Source organism: Variovorax raffinosi (genome assembly GCF_051216615.1).
Classification (GTDB): domain Bacteria; phylum Pseudomonadota; class Gammaproteobacteria; order Burkholderiales; family Burkholderiaceae_C; genus Variovorax.
The window spans coordinates 276,582-293,718 of record NZ_JBPJZR010000009.1; the positions used below are offsets into that span (position 1 = coordinate 276,582).

A 17,137-nucleotide genomic window follows, 5' to 3' on the forward strand; every position below is an offset into this window, starting at 1 on the left:
GGCTTCAGAGTTGGGCTTCGGCCGGTTCGGGCGGCTCGCGGCGTGGCAGGGTGACCGTGAATTCTGCACCGCCATCGCGCGCATTGGCAGCAGTGATCTCGCCACCGTGCGCGCTCACCACTGCCCTGCAGATGGCCAGGCCCAGCCCCACGCCCGGCGTGGCCGATTCGACCTCGCCGCGCGTGAACTTGTCGAACAGTTTTTGCTCGTGGCCGAGCAGCGCGGCGGGCAGGCCCGGACCGTGGTCGCGCACCGTCAGAACCAGCGTACCGGGCTCGGCACGAGCGCCGACCACGATGGGCGGCGCTCCGTACTTGGTGGCGTTTTCGAGCAGGTTGACCAGCACGCGCTCGATCAGCACCGCATCGAACTCGACCAGCGGCAGTTCGGGGTCGAGCGTCGTCTGCACCACGACGCTGCCCAGCGATGTGCGCGCCGCGCGAATGGCCGAGCCGACCACCTCTTCCACCGATTGCCAGTCGCGCCGCAGGTTCACCGCGCCACCCGCGATGCCGCTTTCGAGCCGCGCCATGTCGAGCAGGTTGTTGACCAGCGCATGCAGCTCGTGCGCCTGCGCGACGATGGCGCGGGCCGCTTCGGCATGCTCGGCGGGCGGCAGCGTCTGCAGCGATTCGGCCAGCGCGATCAGCGCGGTGAGCGGCGTGCGCACGTCGTGCGAGATCGCGCCGAGCAGCGCATTGCGCAGCCGCTCCGACTCCATCTCGACCACCGCCTGCTGCGCCACCTCGACGTAGTGCACGCGCTCCAGCGCAATCGCGATCTGCCGCGCCAGCGTGTCGAGCTGCTGCGCCTGCTCGGGAATGAGCAGCCAGCGCGGTTGGGCCGGCGACAGCGCCAGCACGCCGCGCACACGCATCGGCGCCTGCAGCGGCACGTAGTGCCAGGGCTGTGCCGCCAAGGTGGCAGTGGCAAGGCCGGCCGGCTGGCCGTGGCGGAAGGCCCAGTCGGCCACCTGCGGATCGAAACCCTCCGGGGGATCGGTGGGCATCACGAGCTGGTCGGCCGCGTCGGTGACCAGCACCACCGCATGACCGCCGAAATGGCCCCGCACTGCGGCGCCGCCCAGCGTGACGACCTGCGAACTCTCCAGCGCGGCGGACAGCTCGCGCGTCAGCTCGAACAGCGAGCGAGCGCGCCGCTCCCGACTGGTCGACACGCCGGCCGCAAAGCGCAGCCCGGCCGTGAGCTGGCCCACCAGCAGGCCGACGCCGAGCATGACCGCGAAGGTCAGCACGTACTGCACGTCGCTCACCGCAAATGACAGGCGCGGCGGCACGAAGAAATAGTCGAAGGCCGCCACGTTGAGCGATGCCGCCAGCGCCGACGGCCCGCGGCCGAAACGCATCGCCACGCCCACCACGCCGAGCAGGAACAGCATCACGATGTTCGACAGTTCGAGCACGCTGGCCAGCGGCGTGCAGACCAGCGTGAGCGCGACGCTGGTCGCGGCGGCCCATGCGTAGCCGGGCCAGTAGGTCGGCGCCTTCTCGTGGTCGTCGCTGTCGATGCGGGCGCCCTCCAGTGGCGCGCGCGACAAACGACGCGAGCTGTCGGCGGGGGCCACTTCCATGATGTCGAGCGTGGGCGCGCGTTGGGCCAGCGCGCGTGACAACGGTAGCGCGCGTGCGGGCCACCAGCGGCGCCAGCCGGTGGCCGGCGCCGAGCGGCCCAGCACCAGCGTCGCGCAGTTGAGCCGGCGTGCCTGTTCGGCGAGCTGCTCCGCCACGTCGGAGCCCGTGAGCACGGCCGTGGCCGCGCCCAGTTCTTCAGCCAGCTTGAGCACGGCAAGGATGCGGTCGCGTTCGGTCGCGGCCAGCCGTTGCAGGCGGGGCGTTTCGACATACACCGCATGCCATCGCACATTGAGCTGGCCTGCCAGACGCGCCGCCGTGCGCACCGTTTGCGCCGCGCCTTCATGCGGGCCGACGCACGCGAGGATCGCGCCCGAGGTGTTCCACGCCTGCAGTCCACGGCCGTTGCCGCCCGCGCCCGATTGCTCGACGCGCCAGCCGCGCACATCGTCTTCCACGTGCTCGGCGGTGCGGCGCAGGGCGATCTCGCGCAGCGCGATCAGGTTGCCCTTGCGAAAGAAGTTCTGCGCCGCGCGCTCGGCCTGCTGCGGCAAATAGACCTTTCCGGCCGCGAGCCGGGCGGTGAGTTCGTCGGGCGTGACGTCGACCAGCACCACTTCGTCGGCTTCGTCGAGCACGGTGTCGGGCACGGTCTCGTGCACGCGCACGCCGGTGATGGCGCCGACTGTGCCGTTGAGGCTTTCCAGGTGCTGAACGTTGAGTGCCGACCACACCTCGATGCCGGCGGCCAGCAGCTCCTGCACGTCTTGCCAACGCTTGGTGTGGCGCGAACCGGGGGCGTTGGTGTGGGCGAGTTCGTCGACCAGCAGCACGGCAGGCTTGCGTGCCAGCGCGGCGTCGAGGTCGAACTCGGCGAGCGTGCGGCCCCGGTAGTCCAGCTCGCGCAGCGGCAGCGCCTCGAGGCCCGCGAGCAGCGCGGCGGTTTCGCTGCGGCCATGGGTTTCGATCACGCCGATGAGCACGTCGCGGCCGCTGGCGCGCTCGCGGTGGGCGGCGCTGAGCATGGCCCAGGTCTTTCCCACGCCGGCGCTGGCGCCGAAGTAGATGCGCAGCTTGCCGCGCTGCGCGCGCGCCTCGTCGCTGCGCAGTTGCGCAATCAGGGCATCGGGGTCGGGGCGGAGCATCTCGTTCATCGGCAACGCAGGTTATCGCATCGGGTGGCAGGGGCGCCAGTGGTGTGTCGAACGCTTCGCTCGCGGGCGAAGCGGTGAATTTCCTGCGGCCCAGAATGAATTGTCTGAAGCCTGGAAAGCAGACACGACACCATGAACAGCACCTCTTCTCCCATCCGTCCGGTACTTTCGCCGCCCGCCCGCACCGCTGGCAAGCACCGCGGGCTCGCGCTGGTCACGCTGTGCCTGGCGGTTCTGGTCGCGCAGGTCGACATGGCGGTGGTCAATCTCGGCACGCGACCCATCGGCGAATATTTCTCTGCGGGCGTCATCGCGCTGCAGTGGGTGGTGGACAGCTACAACCTGGTCTATGCCGTGTTGTTGCTCACCGGTGGCCTGCTGGCCGACTTGTACGGCCGGCGCCGCATCTTCATGACAGGTGCGGCGATCTTCACGGGCGCCACGCTGCTGTGCGCGCTCTCGACGTCGGTCTGGATGCTGATTGCCGGCCGCGCGCTGGCGGGCCTGGGCGCGGCGCTGCTGATGCCCGCGTCCCTCGCGATCGTTCGGGTGGTCTGGCAGGACGCCGCCGAGCGCGGCCGTGCGCTGGGCATCTGGGCCGCATGCAACGGCCTCGCCATGGCCATCGGCGCACCGCTGGGCGGCGTGCTGATCCATCACTTCGGATGGCGCAGCATCTTTCTCGCGGTGATTCCGCTGAGCGGGGCCGCGCTGTTGCTGGCGTTGCGCTCGATCCCCGAATCGTCGGACCCCAAGGGCCGCAGCCTCGACATGCCGGCGCAGGTCTTCGGTGCGCTCGCGCTGGGCGGGCTGGCCTTCGCCGCCATCCAGTCGCACGACGCGCCGACACTGGCTGCCACCGCGCTGGTGGCGGCCTTGATCGCCTTCGTGCTGTTCCTTCGCATCGAGCGCGACAAGGGCACGGCGGCGCTGGTGCCGCTCGACCTCTTCGGCATTCGCGCGTTCCGCAGCGCGATGGTCGCCACCATCGGCATGACCTTCGGCATGTACGGCACGCTGTTCCTGGTGCCGCTCACATGGTTGAGCACCGGCGCGCTCGACGCCACGCAAGCCGGCCTTGCATTGATCCCGATGTCGTTGGTGTTCGTGGCAGTCTCGCCGTTCAGCGGCAGGCTGACCACGCGGCTCGGCGCGCGCACCATGACTTGCGGCGGCGTGGCGGTCATCGGTTGTGGGCTGATCCTGATCGGGATCGGCGCGCCCTTCGCATCGATTGCGCTGGCCGAAGCGGGACTGGTATTGACGGGCATCGGCATGGGCCTGGCCACGGGTCCGCTGATGGGCGTGGCGGTCGGCGCGGTCGATGCCGCGCGCTCGGGCACGGCATCGGCGTTGATCAACGTCGCGCGCATCGCGGGTGCCACGCTCGGTGTCGCGATGCTGGGCGCGCTCTACGCCGCAGTGCATGGCGGTGCCCATGGGCTGCAGATCGCGATGTTCGCGGGCGCTGCGGTCCAGTTGGGTTGCGCGGCGCTGGCATGGAACATGGCGCGGATGCGCCCGGCCTGACCCGGCGGCATCAAAGCGGAGATCGGCCCGCATACGGAGACGGCACGCCTGTCAGCGCGCCGACTCATCCTTGTCGCGAGGACGATGATGGCGCCGGGCCGTGCGCGACAGCACGAACCAGGCAAAGCCCAGCGGCACGAACAGTGCCGCCATGGCCAGCAGGGCAAGGAGCAGGTCAGTGACCATGGCGCAGGCCGCAGCGTGCGAGGTGCTCGCGCCAGCTCACGAGCCGGCCGATTTCGCCCGAGGGCACGCATTCGATCAGCCGGTGCAGCACGTCCGCGTAGCTGGCGATCGGCAGGCGGATCATCAGGCGCACGCAGGGCGCATCGCTTTCCTGCGTGCTGCAGGCGTGCAGCAGCGGCTCGCAGCGCACCACACCCGCGTCGGGGCAACCGGCGATGCTGCGGCGCACGCGCAGGGCGTCGGCGCAGCAGACGGTGACGTCGAGCACGAAGAACTGGGTCGTCTTGCTCATCGCGGCATGCGCGGTGCGCAGGACGCCAGGGTGTTCTCGGTAAGCGGCATAGGCCATGGTTGTTTTCTCCTCAACGCGCGGTTGTCGAAGCAGGGGTTGCGTCGAGCGCGAGATTCAATGCGAGCACGTTGACGCGCGATTCACCCAGCAAGCCCAGCAACGGGCGCTGTGTGTTCTTCGCGATCAGCGTGTTGATCTGTTCGACCGGCACGCCGCGCACGCGGGCCACGCGTGCCGCCTGGTATTGCGCGGCGGCGGGGCTGATGTCCGGATCGAGCCCGCTGGCCGATGCCGTGACGAGGTCGACCGGCACCGGTGCGGTGTTGCCCGGATCGGCTGCGCGCAGGGCTTCGATGCGGCCCTTGACCGCATCGGTCAGCGCGGGGTTCAGCGGGCCCTGGTTCGAGCCGCCCGACGAACTCGCGTTGTAGGGCTGCGGCGACGTGGCCGACGGACGGCCCCAGAAGTGCTTGGGGTCGCTGAAGTTCTGGCCGATGAGCTTGGAGCCCACGGTCGTGCCGTCGAGCACGATCAGGCTGCCGGCCGCTTGCGCGGGGAACACCGCTTTCGCGGCGCCGGTGACGAGCATCGGATAGATCAGGCCGGTGATCGCGCTCAGCAATACGAAGAGCACGAGCGCGGGGCGAAAGATACTGCCGTTGTTGTTTTTCATGATGAAGAACTCCTCAGACGAGATGGACGGCCACGAGCAGCCAGTCGATCAACTTGATACCGATGAAAGGAACGAGCAAGCCGCCCAGGCCGTAGATGGCGAGGTTGCGGCGCAGCAGCGCGGCAGCGCCCACCGGCCGGTAGCGCACGCCCTTGAGCGCCAGCGGAATCAGGAACACGATGACCAGCGCGTTGAAGATCACCGCGCTCAGGATGGCCGACGACGGGCTCGCCAGCCGCATCACGTTGAGCGCACCGAGCTGCGGATAGGTCGACACGAAGATCGCCGGAATGATCGCGAAGTACTTCGCCACGTCGTTCGCAATCGAGAAGGTGGTGAGCGAGCCGCGCGTCATCAGCAGCGCCTTGCCGGTTTCCACCACTTCGAGCAGCTTGGTCGGGTTGGAGTCCAGGTCGACCATGTTGCCGGCCTCCTTCGCGGCCTGCGTGCCGCTGCCCATGGCCACGGCCACGTCGGCCTGCGCGAGCGCGGGGGCGTCATTGGTGCCGTCGCCGGTCATGGCGACCAGGCGACCTTCGGCCTGGTACTTGCGGATCAGCGCGAGCTTGTCCTCGGGCGTGGCTTCGGCCAGGAAGTCGTCGACGCCGGCCTCGGCCGCGATGGCGGCTGCAGTGAGCTTGTTGTCGCCGGTGATCATCACCGTCTTGATGCCCATGCGGCGCAGCTCGGCAAAGCGCTCCTTGATGTCGGTCTTGACGATGTCCTTCAGCTCGACCACGCCCAGCACGCGGTCGCCTTCGGCCACGGCCAGCGGCGTGCTGCCGCGGCGTGCCGTTTCCTCGGCGGCGCGCAGCATCTCGGCGGGCATCGAGCCGCCGAGCGATTCCACATGCCGGCGGATCGCATCGACCGCGCCCTTGCGCAGCACGATGAGGTCGGTGTCCAGGCTGTTGGGCGCGGCCGGCAGGTCGACGCCGCTCATGCGGGTCTGCGCGGTGAAGGGCACGAAGCGGGCGCCATCGACCGCAGTGGTGTCCAGGCCGTCGCGGCGGGCCAGCTCGACGATGCTGCGGCCTTCGGGCGTTTCATCGGGCAGCGAAGCGAACATGGCGGCGCGTGCCAGCCGGGCCTTGGGGATGCCGGGCGCCGGCAGGAAGGCGCTGGCCTGGCGGTTGCCGTGCGTGATGGTGCCGGTCTTGTCGAGCAGCAGCACGTCGACGTCGCCGGCGGCTTCCACCGCGCGGCCCGAGGTGGCGATCACGTTGGCCTGCATCATGCGGCTCATGCCGGCCACGCCGACGGCCGAGAGCAGGCCGCCGATGGTGGTCGGGATCAGGCACACCAGCAGCGCCACCAGTGCGGTGAGCGACACCACGGTGCCCGCGCCAGCGGCCTCCACGCTGAACACCGAGAACGGCAGCAGCGTGACGGTGACCATCAGGAACACCAGCGTGAGCGCCACCAGCAGGATGGTCAGCGCGATCTCGTTCGGCGTCTTCTGGCGCTTGGCCGCTTCGACCATGCCGATCATGCGGTCGAGGAAAGACTCGCCCGGGTTCACCGAGATGCGCACCACCAGCCAGTCGGACAGCACGCGGGTGCCACCGGTCACGGCCGAGAAGTCGCCGCCCGATTCGCGCACCACGGGTGCCGATTCGCCGGTGATGGCGCTTTCGTCGACCGAGGCCACGCCTTCGATGACTTCGCCGTCGAGCGGGATCACGTCGCCGGTCTCGACCAGCACGATGTCGCCCTTGCGCAGGTTGGGTGCCTGTTCAGGCAGCCACGAGGCGCCGTGGTGCGGCTCCGTCAGCTTCTTGGCCCAGGTGTCCTTGCGCAGGCCGCGCAGCGACGCGGCTTGCGCCTTGCTGCGGCCTTCGGCCAGCGCTTCGGCGAAGTTGGCGAACAGCACGGTGAACCACAGCCAGATGGTCACGGCCAGCACGAAGGCGGGCTTCATGCCGGTGTCGCCCGGGAAGCTCATCGCGTGCACCCAGAGCAGCGTCGTCAGGATGCTGCCGATGTAGACGATGAACATCACCGGGTTGCGCCACTGGGTGCGCGGGTTCAGCTTGGCGAAGGCGCCCCACAGGGCGGGCTTGACCAGCGCTGCATCGAACAGCGAAAGAGAGGTTTTGGTGTTGACAGTCATGGTGGGCTCCTTATTTCCAGAGCACCAGGTGTTCGACGATCGGCCCGAGGGCGAGCGCCGGCACGTAGTTGAGCAAGCCGACCAGCAGCACGGTGCCGATCAGCAAAGAGACGAACAGCGGGCCGTGCGTGGGCAGCGTGCCGCTGGTGACGGGCAGGCGCTTCTTGGCGGCCAGCGCGCCGGCAATGGCCAGCACCGGCACGATCATCGCGAAGCGGCCGAGCCACATGGCGAGCGCGAGCAGGCCGTTGTAGAAGGGCGTGTTGGCCGACAGGCCCGCGAAGGCGCTGCCGTTGTTGTTGGCGGCCGAGGTCAGCGCATAGAGGATTTCCGAGAAGCCATGCGCGCCGGGGTTCGCAATGCCGGCCTTGCCGGCACCCGCGACCACGGCCACGGCGGTTCCCGCCAGCACCAGGATCGGCGTGACTAGGATGGCGATGGAGATGAGCTTCATCTCGCGAACCTCGATCTTCTTGCCCAGGTACTCCGGCGTGCGGCCGATCATCAGGCCAGCGATGAACACCGCGAGCATCGCGAAGATCAGCATGCCGTACAGGCCCGAGCCCACGCCGCCGAACACCACTTCGCCCAGTTGCATCAGCACCATCGGCACCATGCCGCCCAGCGGCGTGAGCGAGTCATGCATGGCGTTGACCGCACCGCACGAAGCGGCGGTGGTCACGGCGGCAAACAGCGAGGTGGCGTCGATGCCGAAGCGCACTTCCTTGCCTTCCATGTTGCCGCCGGTCTGCAGCACGCTCGACACCTGGTCGACGCCCAGCGAGGTCAGCAGCGGGTTGCCGGCCTGCTCGGCGGGCGTGATGACCACCACCGCGATCACGAACATGATCGTCATGGCGGCCAGCACGGCCCAGCCCTGGCGCATGTCGCCGACCACGCGGCCGAAGGTGAAGCACAGCGCCGCCGGGATCACGAAGATCGCGAGCATTTCCAGCAGGTTGGCCAGCGCGGTCGGGTTCTCGTACGGATGCGCCGAGTTGGCATTGAAGAAGCCGCCACCGTTGGTGCCGAGCATCTTGATGGCCTCCTGCGAAGCCACCGGGCCCATGGCCAGCACCTGCGTCTTGGTGGTGGCGTCTTCCATCACCGGCTGGCCCTTGTCGTCCTTCAGCGGCTGGCCGTCGGCGCCGTTCTTCGGTTGCTGGAAGGCGGTGGTCTCGACCGTGTTCACGGTCTTGTAGTCGTCGAAGTTCTGGATCACGCCCTGCCCTGCAAGGAACAGCGCGAGCACGAACGACAGCGGCACCAGCACCCACAGCGTGATGCGCGTGACGTCGGCCCAGAAGTTGCCGACCAGGCCCTTGCCGTCACCCCGGCGCGCAAAGCCGCGCACCAGTGCGAAGGCCACCGCGATGCCGGTGGCGGCGGACAGGAAGTTCTGCACCGTCAGGCCAAGCATCTGCGTGAGATAGCTCATGGTCGACTCGCCGGCATAGCCCTGCCAGTTGGTGTTGGCAACGAAGCTCACCGCGGTGTTGAAGGCCGAGTCGGGCGACACGGCCGTCATGCCCGCGGGGTTGAGCGGCAACCAGCCCTGCACGCGTTGCAGGCCGTAAAGGAAGATGGCGCCGATGGCATTGAAGGCCAGCAGCGCGAGCGCGTAGCGCAGCCAGTGCATCGACTGCTCCGGCTGGGTGCCGGCGATCTTGTAGAGCGGCGACTCGACGCGCTGCATCCAGCGCGGCACGCGCTCGTTGCACAGCGCGGCAAGGAACTTGCCGACAGGCCAGGCCAGCACCAGCAGTGCGGCCAGGAAAAAGGCCAACAGGCCCCAGGCGGAGGAGGTCATTTCAGAATTCCTCCGCGCAGATCAGCGCGAACACGAGGTAGGCGAACAGGATCACGGCGATCAGGGCGCCGAAGCCATAGAGAACTTCGAGGCTGATCACGATGCTTCTCCATCGCCAACAGCGGTTTTCGGTGGGTTCGGTCCCTCGAGCCGGTTCAGCCCGACGACCATGGCCGCCACCACGACCCACAGCGCCAGCAAGGCGCCCATCCAGACGATGTCCATACATCACTCCTGCAAAACAAGACAGGCTTCAGTCTCGGCAGTCGTGCGTAAAACCGGGGGAAAGAGTCGAAGGGCGGGCGTAAAGAAAGCGTAAAAACGCGCGTCAACACCCTTGGCTGTGCGCGGCGCGCACAACAGTTGTCGCCGCTTCGCCCTGCGCGCGGGCCGGTGCCGTTCCTAGACTTTCCAGCGTCGCTTTTGACGAACCTCCAGTCTTCAGGAACCCACCATGTTCAACCTCTCCCGCCGCGGGCTCATGGGCGCGCTGGCCCTGCCTTGCGCGGCCGGCATCGTCGGCACCGCTGCTGCTGCCGCCGCATCGCCCTTCGCAGCGACACCCACCATCCGCGCCATGTCGGGCGCGCAGGCCCGGCGGCAGGTGCCCGCCAACGCCACGGCCTTGCTGGTGATCGATTTCCAGAACGAGTACTTCACCGGCCGCATGCCCATTGCCGACGGATCGAGCGCCATGGCCCAGGCAAAGCGCCTCCTGGCCTGGGCGGACCAGCACGTGCTGCCCGTGTTCCAGATACAGCACATCGCACCGGCGGGCGCCGCCGTGTTCGCCGAAGACGGCGACACCGTCAGCTTCCACCCGGACATGCAGCCCAGGGCGCGCGACACGGTCGTGCAAAAACGCACCGTCAGCGTCTTCGCCGGCACCGACATCGCACGGCAGCTGCAATCGGCCCATGTCCGCACGCTCGTGATCGCCGGCCTCATGACGCATGCCTGCGTGGCCGGCGCCGCCCGCGATGCCGCGGCGCAAGGTTTCGACGTGGTGGTGTCGTCCGACGCCACGGCCACCCGGTCGATCCGCCGCGAGAACGGCGACACGGTGCCGCACGACAGCCTGCATCGCGCGGCGCTGGCCGAGATCGAGGACACCTTCGGCGACGTGCTGACGACCGCGCAGATCCTGGCCCTGGCGCTTGCATGAGAATGCGCGTCATCTGAGGCATCCGCAGGAGGGCGGCGCATGGATCAAGTGAAGGCGATGCGCGCCTTTCAGCGCATCGCGCAGGCAAAGAGTCTTTCGGCCGCCGCGCAATCGCTGGACACGACGCACTCCAGCCTCTCGCGCCAGTTGCAGGCGCTGGAGACATCGCTCGGTGCGCAGCTCGTGCGGCGCGACACCCGCGGCATCACGCTGACCGAAGCGGGAGAGCGCTACCGGGCCGCCTGCACGGACATCCTGTCGCGGCTCGATGCGGCCCATGCGGATGCGGCGGCGGATGGCGGCAAGGCGCCAGCCGGAACGCTCAGGGTGAGCATGCCGCTTTCGATCGCCACGCTGGACCTGCCGGACTGGCTGCCCGACTTCCAGGCGCGCCATGCCGGCATCCGGCTGGACGTGGTCTGCACCGACCGCTTCACCAAGCTGGTCGCCGAAGGCATTGACGTGGCCTTGCGCATCAGCGCCGAACTCGAAGACGCTTCCATGATGGCGCGCACGCTGGCGGTCTCCGATATGGTGCTGGTCGCTGCCCCCCGGTACCTGGTCGGCCACGGCCTGCCACGGACGCCGGAAGACCTGTCAGGGCACCAGTGCCTGCTTCACAACGGGCCCGAGAATCCGGCGCACTGGACCTTGCACATGCACGACGGCCGGCAGCAGACGTTCAGGCCGGATTCGCGTTTCGCATGCGACACGGTCACGGCGCTGTACGCGGCCGCGAAGTGCGGGCTGGGCATTGCGGCGCTGACCTGGCACACGGTCCGCGCCGACCTGCAGGCCGGCACGCTCGTGCGGGTTCTGCCCGACATCACGCTCGGGCAGCGCACCTACACGGCGCTCTATCCCCGGACACGGCATGTTCGCCCTGCGGTGCGCGCCTTCATCGATTTCATGGCGAGCTGCTACCGATAGGCAGGCCCGTCGTCAAAGCTCCCGCTGAAGCTGCCACGCCTGGTATTTCAGGCTCGCCACTGCGCCGACGACGATGCCGACGATGGCCGGCAGGCTGGCGATGCTCAAGGTGGAAAAGGCGCTCAACCCCTGCCCGATGGTGCAGCCCATGGCCGTGACGCCGCCAATGCCCATCAGCACGCCGCCCGTCATGTGGTGCGCAAGGTCATTGGTGCCGGCAAAGCCTTCCCAGCGAAATTCGCGCGACCACAGCGCATGCACCGCAGCACCCACCACCACGCCGGCCACCGACGCGATGCCCAGGGTCAGCAGCTTGTTGGCGTCGCTGTAGAACAGCAGCCAGTCGAGCGCATAGGCCACCGGCGTGACGAAGCTCAGCGCCTCGGCGCGGCCGGAGTTGGTGGCCAGGAAGACATGTTCCAGCGTCAGCGGATGCTCGTCGACCACGGCCCAGTGGCCGCTGAGCCACCACGCCGCCACGACCAGCAGGCCGATCAGCAATCCACCGACAAGACTGCGCACATCGCGTGTCTCGCGGCGGCCCCATGCAGCCCATGCGATCAGCGCGCCGCCGACGACCAGGCCGATGAGAAGGCGCAGCGACGGGCCATGCACCTGCAGCGCCGCGGCCAACACGTCGGGCAGCGATGCATTGGTCGCCATGTCGACATGCACCTTGTCCACGGTGGCCACGCGCAGCACGGCCGTGATGCCCTTGAGCGTGGCAAAGGCCGACACGCCCATCACCAGCAACACCACCAGCGCCTTCAGGCTGCCGCCGCCCAGACGCACCAGCGTCTTGTTGCCGCAGCCCGAGGACAGCACCATGCCCGCGCCGAACAGCAGGCCGCCGACGAGTGCCGCCAGCCAGAGGATGCGGTTCGAGGCATACAGCGTCTGGTTCGGATCGACCAGCCCTGCAAAGACCAGCGCGGAGAAGCCGATCAGCGCGATGCCGCCGGCCGCCGCCCATTGCTTCACGCGCGTCCAGTCGCCCAGGTTCACCACGTCGCTGATCGCGCCCATGGTGCAAAAGCGCGTGGACCGCGCCACAGCGCCGAACACCGCCGACAGCACGAAGGCGGCCACGAGTGCGAGCGACGTGAGAAGAGAAACCTGCTCGATGGACATGCCGCGATTCTAGGGAGCGGCCCTGCGCCAGCGTCGGTTCGATTCAGCTCAAGCCAGGATTCGGTGCGATGTTCTTCAACACGGGTTCATCAAGCCGGCGCGTGGAGATCACCTTGCGCGACTTCAGCCACGGCTCGACCACTTCCCACACCGGCTTGTTGCCGGCCGTGCGCGCTTCTTCGCTCACCGGCGCCCAGCCCGCGACCTTGTAGGTGCGGCTTGCGTCGATGGGCTTGCCGCCCAGGCGCATGTCCTGGATGCGCTGGCCCATGCCTGCGGTCGGGTCGCAGGTGTACTGCAGCCCACCCACGCGCACCATGTCGCCGCCCTGCTGGTAGTAGGGGTCGGGGTTGAAGAGGTTGTCGCAGACGTCTTCGAGCACGGTCTTCAGCGTCTCGCCGGTCATCTGCGTCACGGTCGCATACGAGTAGGTGGTGGCCGTCATGTCCATCAGCCATTCGCGCGTGATGGGCTGGCCGGGCAGCAGCGAAGTGCCCCAGCGGAAGCCGGGCGAAAAGGCGATGGGCGCATCTTGCACTTCCATCAGCGCGTCGAGCAGCAACTGGTCGCCGGTGCCGTTGAAGTTGCCGCGCCGGTACAGCGTGCCGTCGGTGTGGGCGAGCGTTTCCGAGAGCTTGGCTTCATAAGGCGCACGGATGCGCGTGATGAGCGCGTCCATTTCCTTGTCGGCCGGAATCAGGTCGGAGAACACGGGCAGCAGCCGGTAGCGGAAGTCGCTGACCTTCTTGCCCTTGACGTCGAAGTCGATCACGCCGAGAAACTTGCCGTTGGAGCCGCCATTGACCACGATGGTCTTGCCGCCCGCGTTGCTCACCAGCGTGGGCATCGGCGTGCCGTCGTGCGTGTGGCCGCCGAGGATGGCGTCGATGCCGGTCACGCGGCTGGCCATCTTCAGGTCGACGTCCATGCCGTTGTGCGAGAGCACCACCACCACCTGCGCGCCCTTGCCGCGCGCTTCGTTCACCACGCGCTGCAGGTTGTCGTCCTGGATGCCGAAGGTCCAGTCGGCCACCATGTAGCGCGGGTTGGCGATGGGCGTGTACGGAAAGGCCTGGCCGACGATGGCGCAGGGCACGCCGTTGATCTCGCGCATCACATAGGGCTTGAACACCGGGTCGCCGAAGTCGGCGGTCTTGACGTTCTGCGCGACGAATTCGATCTTGCCGGCAAAGTCTTTCTCGATGATCTGCTGCACCCGCTCCATGCCGTAGGTGAACTCCCAGTGCCCCGTCATGACATCGACGCCGAGCAGCTTGCAGGCATCGACCATGTCTTGCGCTTGGGTCCACAGCGAGGTGGCCGAGCCCTGCCAGGTGTCGCCGCCATCGAGCAGCAGCGCGCCGGGCCGGCTGGCCTTGAGTTGCTTGACCAGCGTGGCCAGGTGCGCGAAGCCGCCGACCTTGCCGTAGCGTTGCGCGGCTTTGTCGAAGTCGAGGTACGTGAGCGCATGCGCCATGCGCGTGCCGGGCGGCACGCCCGCGGCTTTCAGCAGGTGCTCGCCCACCAGGTGCGGCACCTTGCCGCGCATGTTGCCCACGCCGATGTTCACGCCGGGTTCGCGAAAGTACAGCGGCTTGAGCTGCGCATGGCAATCGGTCATGTGCAGCATCGACACGTTGCCGAAGCGCGGCAGCGCATACATGCTGTCGAGGCCGGCGGCCGCGTCGGCACTGCCGTAGCGGCCAAGGCCAATGCCGGCAACGGCGCCGGCCCCGAGCATCTGGACGAACTCGCGCTTGGAAAGGTTCATGGAAAAAAGAGAGCGCCGGGCGTTCAGCGGTTGACGGGAGACTGGGGGTCGAGCAGCAGGCCCATCACGTCGCGGATCTGCTTCTCGTCGAGGATGCCGGAGTGGCCGACGCGCGGCATGTTCGAGCAGGCGTTGTAGGCGCGCGCGTTCCACAGCTTGCCCCAGGTGTATTCGACGATGGGCTTGGCCGCCGCGCTGGCCGGATCGCTCACGCCGCGCAGCTTGCCGTAGTGGTAGAGGCTGGGGCCGAGCGTGCCGAAGGAGATTTCTTCCTTCGACATCTGGTGGCAGTTGTAGCAATTGCCGCCGTTGACTGACGCGGTGGCCGTGGGGGCCGGGTCGGTCCAGGTCAGGCCGCGCCCGTTCTGCGCGAGCTTCTCGCCTTCGCGCCAGTCGCCGATGAACTTGCCATCGGCGGGCCAGCGGATGGTCTTCATGTTCGCGGCTTCGATGTCCTTCGCGGTCTTCTCGTCGAGCGGCTTGCCGCTGGCATCGGCTTCGCTGCAGGCGAGGTTGGCCGGGTCTTGCACCAGCCGGTCGACCTTGGCGATGCCCTGGTCGCGGAAGGAGCGCTGCAATGCCTGGGCAGTGAGCTTGTCGAGGTCGGCCGCGCTGTCGACGGACGCGCAACCGAACACGGTGAGCGCGCAGGCCACGGCGGCCATGCCAAAGAGGTGATCGGCTTTCATTTCTTGTTCCTTCAGTGGCTCATCGCGCTGCGTGTGAGCTTTGTCGGGGCCGTTGGTATCTGGCGTTCTTGTTCTTGGCGCTGTTGTTCAGGGCGTGTGCGAATGACATCGGGTACTCCCCTCCGCGAATGTCCCCCGGGGCGCTGCGCGCCCCTCCTCCTTTATTTCGCTGCGGGGAGCACCCGATGCCATTCGCACCTGGGCACGCTGCTGGTGTGCAGCCGATCAACGACTGCTCTGTCCAGCGCTCGCGCCGATACGGGGCTCTTTTTCGCGAAATAAAGGAGGAGCGAAGCGGGGGACATTCGCGAAAAAGAGCACCGTGTCGGCGTGAGTGCCGCCCTGAAAAGCAGCAGCGCCCAAACACAACGCGACGAACAAAAACGCAAGACGTCATTTCAGCGCTTGATCGCCGGCGCAGTGGTCTTTCCACCCTTGCCATTGACGCCCATGTACACAGCCAAAGCCACGGTCACGTCGCTGGCATAGCCTGGGTACGGAAAGCGCTGCTGGCGGAAGCAGTCGTTCAGCCGCCGCTGCATGCCCCACAGTTCGCCAGACGACACGCGGTAGGCCGGCCAAGCGCCGAAGCCTTCACCTGCGCCCGGGTTCTTCGTGAGGTTGGGCAGGTCCTGCAGACGAATGCGCTTGCCGTCCGCGCCATGGCAGGTGGCACAGGCAAAGTCATGCGGACCGGCACGCAGGAAGAACAGGCGCTTGCCCACTTCATACGCACGCCGCTCGCTGGCATGCGACTGCGGCAGATTCAGCGGCATGCCCTTCGACTCGGCCGAAATCCACGCCACCAGTCCTTCGATGTTCTTCTGCTCGCCAGTACCGAAAGGCGTCTTCGCAATGGCAGCCGCATCGAAGCCCTGCAGCGTTTCCATGCAGGTGAGCAGGCGCGACTCCATGTCCTGCACGCGGCCCGTGTCGGCAAAGTAGCGCGGCAGTTCCGCGAAGGCGCCCTTGACCACGCCCGGCCCCTTGCCCAGGTCGCACTTCTCCATCGACGCGGCCTTGGGTCCGCGCTTCTGTTTCCAGAGGTCTTCGCCCCTGGCCTCGAACAGCTCGGCGGGGTTGCCGTCCTGAAGCAATGCGCGGTATTCGGCGATGCCTTCGGCCGTGGTCTTTTGCTGCGCCGCGGCGTGCAGCGAGATGCAGCCCGCCAGCACCAGCAGGCTCAGGCATGTGGTTGTTTTCATGGGGCTGGCTCCTCTTCGGGGCTAGCTGACGGTGGCTTCGTCGGTGCGCGTTTCGCCGCGGTTGTCCTTCCAGGTCACGGCGATCTTGTCGCCGGCCTTCGCGCCCTTGAGCGTGAACTGCATGAACGGGTTCTTCGACACCGCCGGGCCCCAGTCGGCCGTGAGCACGGTCTTGCCGTTAAGCGATGCCGTCACCTCCTGGATGAACCACGCGGGAATGATCTTTCCGGCGGCGTCCTTGCGCTGGCCGGTTTCCATTTCGTGCGCCATGAGAATGCGCACGGTTGTCTTGTCGCCCGAAGCCTGGGCACGGATGCGCATGGGATCTGCTGCCATGGTGTGTCTCCTTGTTGTTGTCGTCGTGGATGCTGCTGCGCGAATAGAAAGTGCTTGCGTCTTCAGCCGCCGCAGCCGCCGAGCGTGACCTTCACTTCCTTCTTCGCGAAGAAGGCCTTGCCGTCGTTCATGATCGCGATGGCATACACGTCCGACGACTGGCCCAGCTTGGCGCGCGTGGTGAAGTTCGGCTCGACGAACTCCGAGGTGTTGAAGATCGCGACCACGGCGTTCGGGTTCTTCTCGACCAGCAGCATCAACTGCTTGACGCCGCCCAGCGTGGTGGCCACGCTCAATGGCACGACGGCGCCGTTCTCGGCGATGTCGGGGCCGGTGATGGTGACGTCCTTGCTTTCGACCGGTGCGCCGGCACCCACGGCCTTCAGCGCATCGGCCACGCTCTTGGCCTCGAAGGCGTCTTTCGAGTAGGCGAGCGCGGTGGCGGGAAGCCAGCCGGCAGTGGCCACCACGCCCGCGAGGGCGGCGGACTGCGCGAGGATCTGTCTGCGGTTTTTCATGGGGTTGTCTCCTGTCGAATCGATGGTAGGCCGGGCGAGCGG

Annotated in this window: 17 protein-coding genes; 3 read left to right on the plus strand and 14 right to left on the minus strand. The window is 67.6% G+C overall.

Translation table 11 applies throughout. From position 1 onward, the window contains the following. Positions 1–4: 4 nt before the first annotated feature. A complete protein-coding gene (locus ACSFB7_RS25655) occupies positions 5–2,746 on the minus strand; it encodes a DUF4118 domain-containing protein (RefSeq protein ID WP_435475154.1) in 2,742 nt (913 codons plus the stop codon). Positions 2,747–2,878: 132 nt separating this feature from the next. Between ACSFB7_RS25655 and ACSFB7_RS25660 the strand changes: the two genes are divergently transcribed. Beyond that, positions 2,879–4,276, plus strand: coding sequence for an MFS transporter (locus ACSFB7_RS25660; RefSeq protein WP_435475155.1), 1,398 nt, complete (start codon positions 2,879–2,881; stop codon positions 4,274–4,276). 51 nt (positions 4,277–4,327) lie between these two features. Here the strand turns inward: ACSFB7_RS25660 and ACSFB7_RS25665 are convergent, their stop codons facing one another. Genes ACSFB7_RS25665 through ACSFB7_RS25695 form a run of 7 tightly spaced genes read right to left on the minus strand, consistent with a single transcriptional unit; the run spans position 4,328 to position 9,575 of the window. Beyond that, a complete protein-coding gene (locus ACSFB7_RS25665; RefSeq protein ID WP_435475156.1) occupies positions 4,328–4,462 on the minus strand; it encodes a hypothetical protein in 135 nt (44 codons plus the stop codon). Continuing rightward, positions 4,452–4,811, minus strand: a complete 360-nt coding sequence (locus ACSFB7_RS25670) for a hypothetical protein (protein ID WP_187112703.1) — start codon at positions 4,809–4,811, stop codon at positions 4,452–4,454. The genes ACSFB7_RS25665 and ACSFB7_RS25670 overlap by 11 nt, the downstream gene beginning before the upstream one ends. Before the next feature lie 13 nt (positions 4,812–4,824). Continuing rightward, on the minus strand, positions 4,825–5,427 hold the full coding sequence (gene kdpC / locus ACSFB7_RS25675) for a potassium-transporting ATPase subunit KdpC (RefSeq protein ID WP_435475157.1): 603 nt from the start codon (positions 5,425–5,427) through the stop codon (positions 4,825–4,827). Positions 5,428–5,440: 13 nt separating this feature from the next. Beyond that, a complete protein-coding gene (gene kdpB, locus ACSFB7_RS25680) occupies positions 5,441–7,540 on the minus strand; it encodes a potassium-transporting ATPase subunit KdpB (RefSeq protein ID WP_435475158.1) in 2,100 nt (699 codons plus the stop codon). A gap of 10 nt (positions 7,541–7,550) precedes the next feature. Continuing rightward, positions 7,551–9,350, minus strand: a complete 1,800-nt coding sequence (gene kdpA / locus ACSFB7_RS25685) for a potassium-transporting ATPase subunit KdpA (RefSeq protein ID WP_435475160.1) — start codon at positions 9,348–9,350, stop codon at positions 7,551–7,553. Between the two features lies 1 nt (position 9,351). Further along, on the minus strand, positions 9,352–9,450 hold the full coding sequence (gene kdpF, locus ACSFB7_RS25690; protein ID WP_093243136.1) for a K(+)-transporting ATPase subunit F: 99 nt from the start codon (positions 9,448–9,450) through the stop codon (positions 9,352–9,354). Continuing rightward, entirely contained in the window at positions 9,447–9,575 is a 129-nt protein-coding gene (locus ACSFB7_RS25695) for a hypothetical protein (RefSeq protein WP_435475162.1), read from the minus strand. Before ACSFB7_RS25695 ends, kdpF begins: the two co-directional genes overlap by 4 nt. A gap of 256 nt (positions 9,576–9,831) precedes the next feature. Between ACSFB7_RS25695 and ACSFB7_RS25700 the strand changes: the two genes are divergently transcribed. Then, a complete protein-coding gene (locus ACSFB7_RS25700) occupies positions 9,832–10,515 on the plus strand; it encodes an isochorismatase family protein (protein ID WP_435475214.1) in 684 nt (227 codons plus the stop codon). 39 nt (positions 10,516–10,554) lie between these two features. Continuing rightward, positions 10,555–11,445: a LysR family transcriptional regulator gene (locus ACSFB7_RS25705; RefSeq protein WP_435475163.1), complete on the plus strand. Its 891-nt coding sequence runs from the start codon at positions 10,555–10,557 to the stop codon at positions 11,443–11,445. A gap of 12 nt (positions 11,446–11,457) precedes the next feature. On the opposite strand, the gene ACSFB7_RS25710 is transcribed toward ACSFB7_RS25705, so the two are convergent. The 6 genes from ACSFB7_RS25710 to soxY form a co-directional block, all read right to left on the minus strand. Next, positions 11,458–12,576, minus strand: coding sequence for a YeeE/YedE family protein (locus ACSFB7_RS25710; protein ID WP_435475165.1), 1,119 nt, complete (start codon positions 12,574–12,576; stop codon positions 11,458–11,460). 43 nt (positions 12,577–12,619) lie between these two features. Further along, a complete protein-coding gene (gene soxB, locus ACSFB7_RS25715; protein WP_435475167.1) occupies positions 12,620–14,347 on the minus strand; it encodes a thiosulfohydrolase SoxB in 1,728 nt (575 codons plus the stop codon). A 23-nt stretch (positions 14,348–14,370) separates the two neighbouring features. Next, on the minus strand, positions 14,371–15,036 hold the full coding sequence (soxX, locus tag ACSFB7_RS25720; RefSeq protein ID WP_435475168.1) for a sulfur oxidation c-type cytochrome SoxX: 666 nt from the start codon (positions 15,034–15,036) through the stop codon (positions 14,371–14,373). 398 nt (positions 15,037–15,434) lie between these two features. Next, a complete protein-coding gene (gene soxA / locus ACSFB7_RS25725) occupies positions 15,435–16,241 on the minus strand; it encodes a sulfur oxidation c-type cytochrome SoxA (protein WP_435475170.1) in 807 nt (268 codons plus the stop codon). A gap of 21 nt (positions 16,242–16,262) precedes the next feature. Beyond that, a complete protein-coding gene (gene soxZ / locus ACSFB7_RS25730) occupies positions 16,263–16,562 on the minus strand; it encodes a thiosulfate oxidation carrier complex protein SoxZ (RefSeq protein ID WP_435475215.1) in 300 nt (99 codons plus the stop codon). Between the two features lie 77 nt (positions 16,563–16,639). After that, entirely contained in the window at positions 16,640–17,095 is a 456-nt protein-coding gene (gene soxY, locus ACSFB7_RS25735) for a thiosulfate oxidation carrier protein SoxY (RefSeq protein WP_435475172.1), read from the minus strand. Between the last annotated feature and the right edge of the window lie 42 nt (positions 17,096–17,137).

Coding starts and splice junctions, on each gene's coding strand:
- ACSFB7_RS25655 (WP_435475154.1), bottom strand. CDS start 2,746: ATGAACGAGATGCTCCGCCCCGACCCCGATGCCCTGATTGCGCAACTG.
- ACSFB7_RS25660 (WP_435475155.1), top strand. CDS start 2,879: ATGAACAGCACCTCTTCTCCCATCCGTCCGGTACTTTCGCCGCCCGCC.
- ACSFB7_RS25665 (WP_435475156.1), bottom strand. CDS start 4,462: ATGGTCACTGACCTGCTCCTTGCCCTGCTGGCCATGGCGGCACTGTTC.
- ACSFB7_RS25670 (WP_187112703.1), bottom strand. CDS start 4,811: ATGGCCTATGCCGCTTACCGAGAACACCCTGGCGTCCTGCGCACCGCG.
- kdpC (WP_435475157.1), bottom strand. CDS start 5,427: ATGAAAAACAACAACGGCAGTATCTTTCGCCCCGCGCTCGTGCTCTTC.
- kdpB (WP_435475158.1), bottom strand. CDS start 7,540: ATGACTGTCAACACCAAAACCTCTCTTTCGCTGTTCGATGCAGCGCTG.
- kdpA (WP_435475160.1), bottom strand. CDS start 9,350: ATGACCTCCTCCGCCTGGGGCCTGTTGGCCTTTTTCCTGGCCGCACTG.
- ACSFB7_RS25695 (WP_435475162.1), bottom strand. CDS start 9,575: ATGGACATCGTCTGGATGGGCGCCTTGCTGGCGCTGTGGGTCGTGGTG.
- ACSFB7_RS25700 (WP_435475214.1), top strand. CDS start 9,832: ATGGGCGCGCTGGCCCTGCCTTGCGCGGCCGGCATCGTCGGCACCGCT.
- ACSFB7_RS25705 (WP_435475163.1), top strand. CDS start 10,555: ATGGATCAAGTGAAGGCGATGCGCGCCTTTCAGCGCATCGCGCAGGCA.
- ACSFB7_RS25710 (WP_435475165.1), bottom strand. CDS start 12,576: ATGTCCATCGAGCAGGTTTCTCTTCTCACGTCGCTCGCACTCGTGGCC.
- soxB (WP_435475167.1), bottom strand. CDS start 14,347: ATGAACCTTTCCAAGCGCGAGTTCGTCCAGATGCTCGGGGCCGGCGCC.
- soxX (WP_435475168.1), bottom strand. CDS start 15,036: ATGAAAGCCGATCACCTCTTTGGCATGGCCGCCGTGGCCTGCGCGCTC.
- soxA (WP_435475170.1), bottom strand. CDS start 16,241: ATGAAAACAACCACATGCCTGAGCCTGCTGGTGCTGGCGGGCTGCATC.
- soxZ (WP_435475215.1), bottom strand. CDS start 16,562: ATGCGCATCCGTGCCCAGGCTTCGGGCGACAAGACAACCGTGCGCATT.
- soxY (WP_435475172.1), bottom strand. CDS start 17,095: ATGAAAAACCGCAGACAGATCCTCGCGCAGTCCGCCGCCCTCGCGGGC.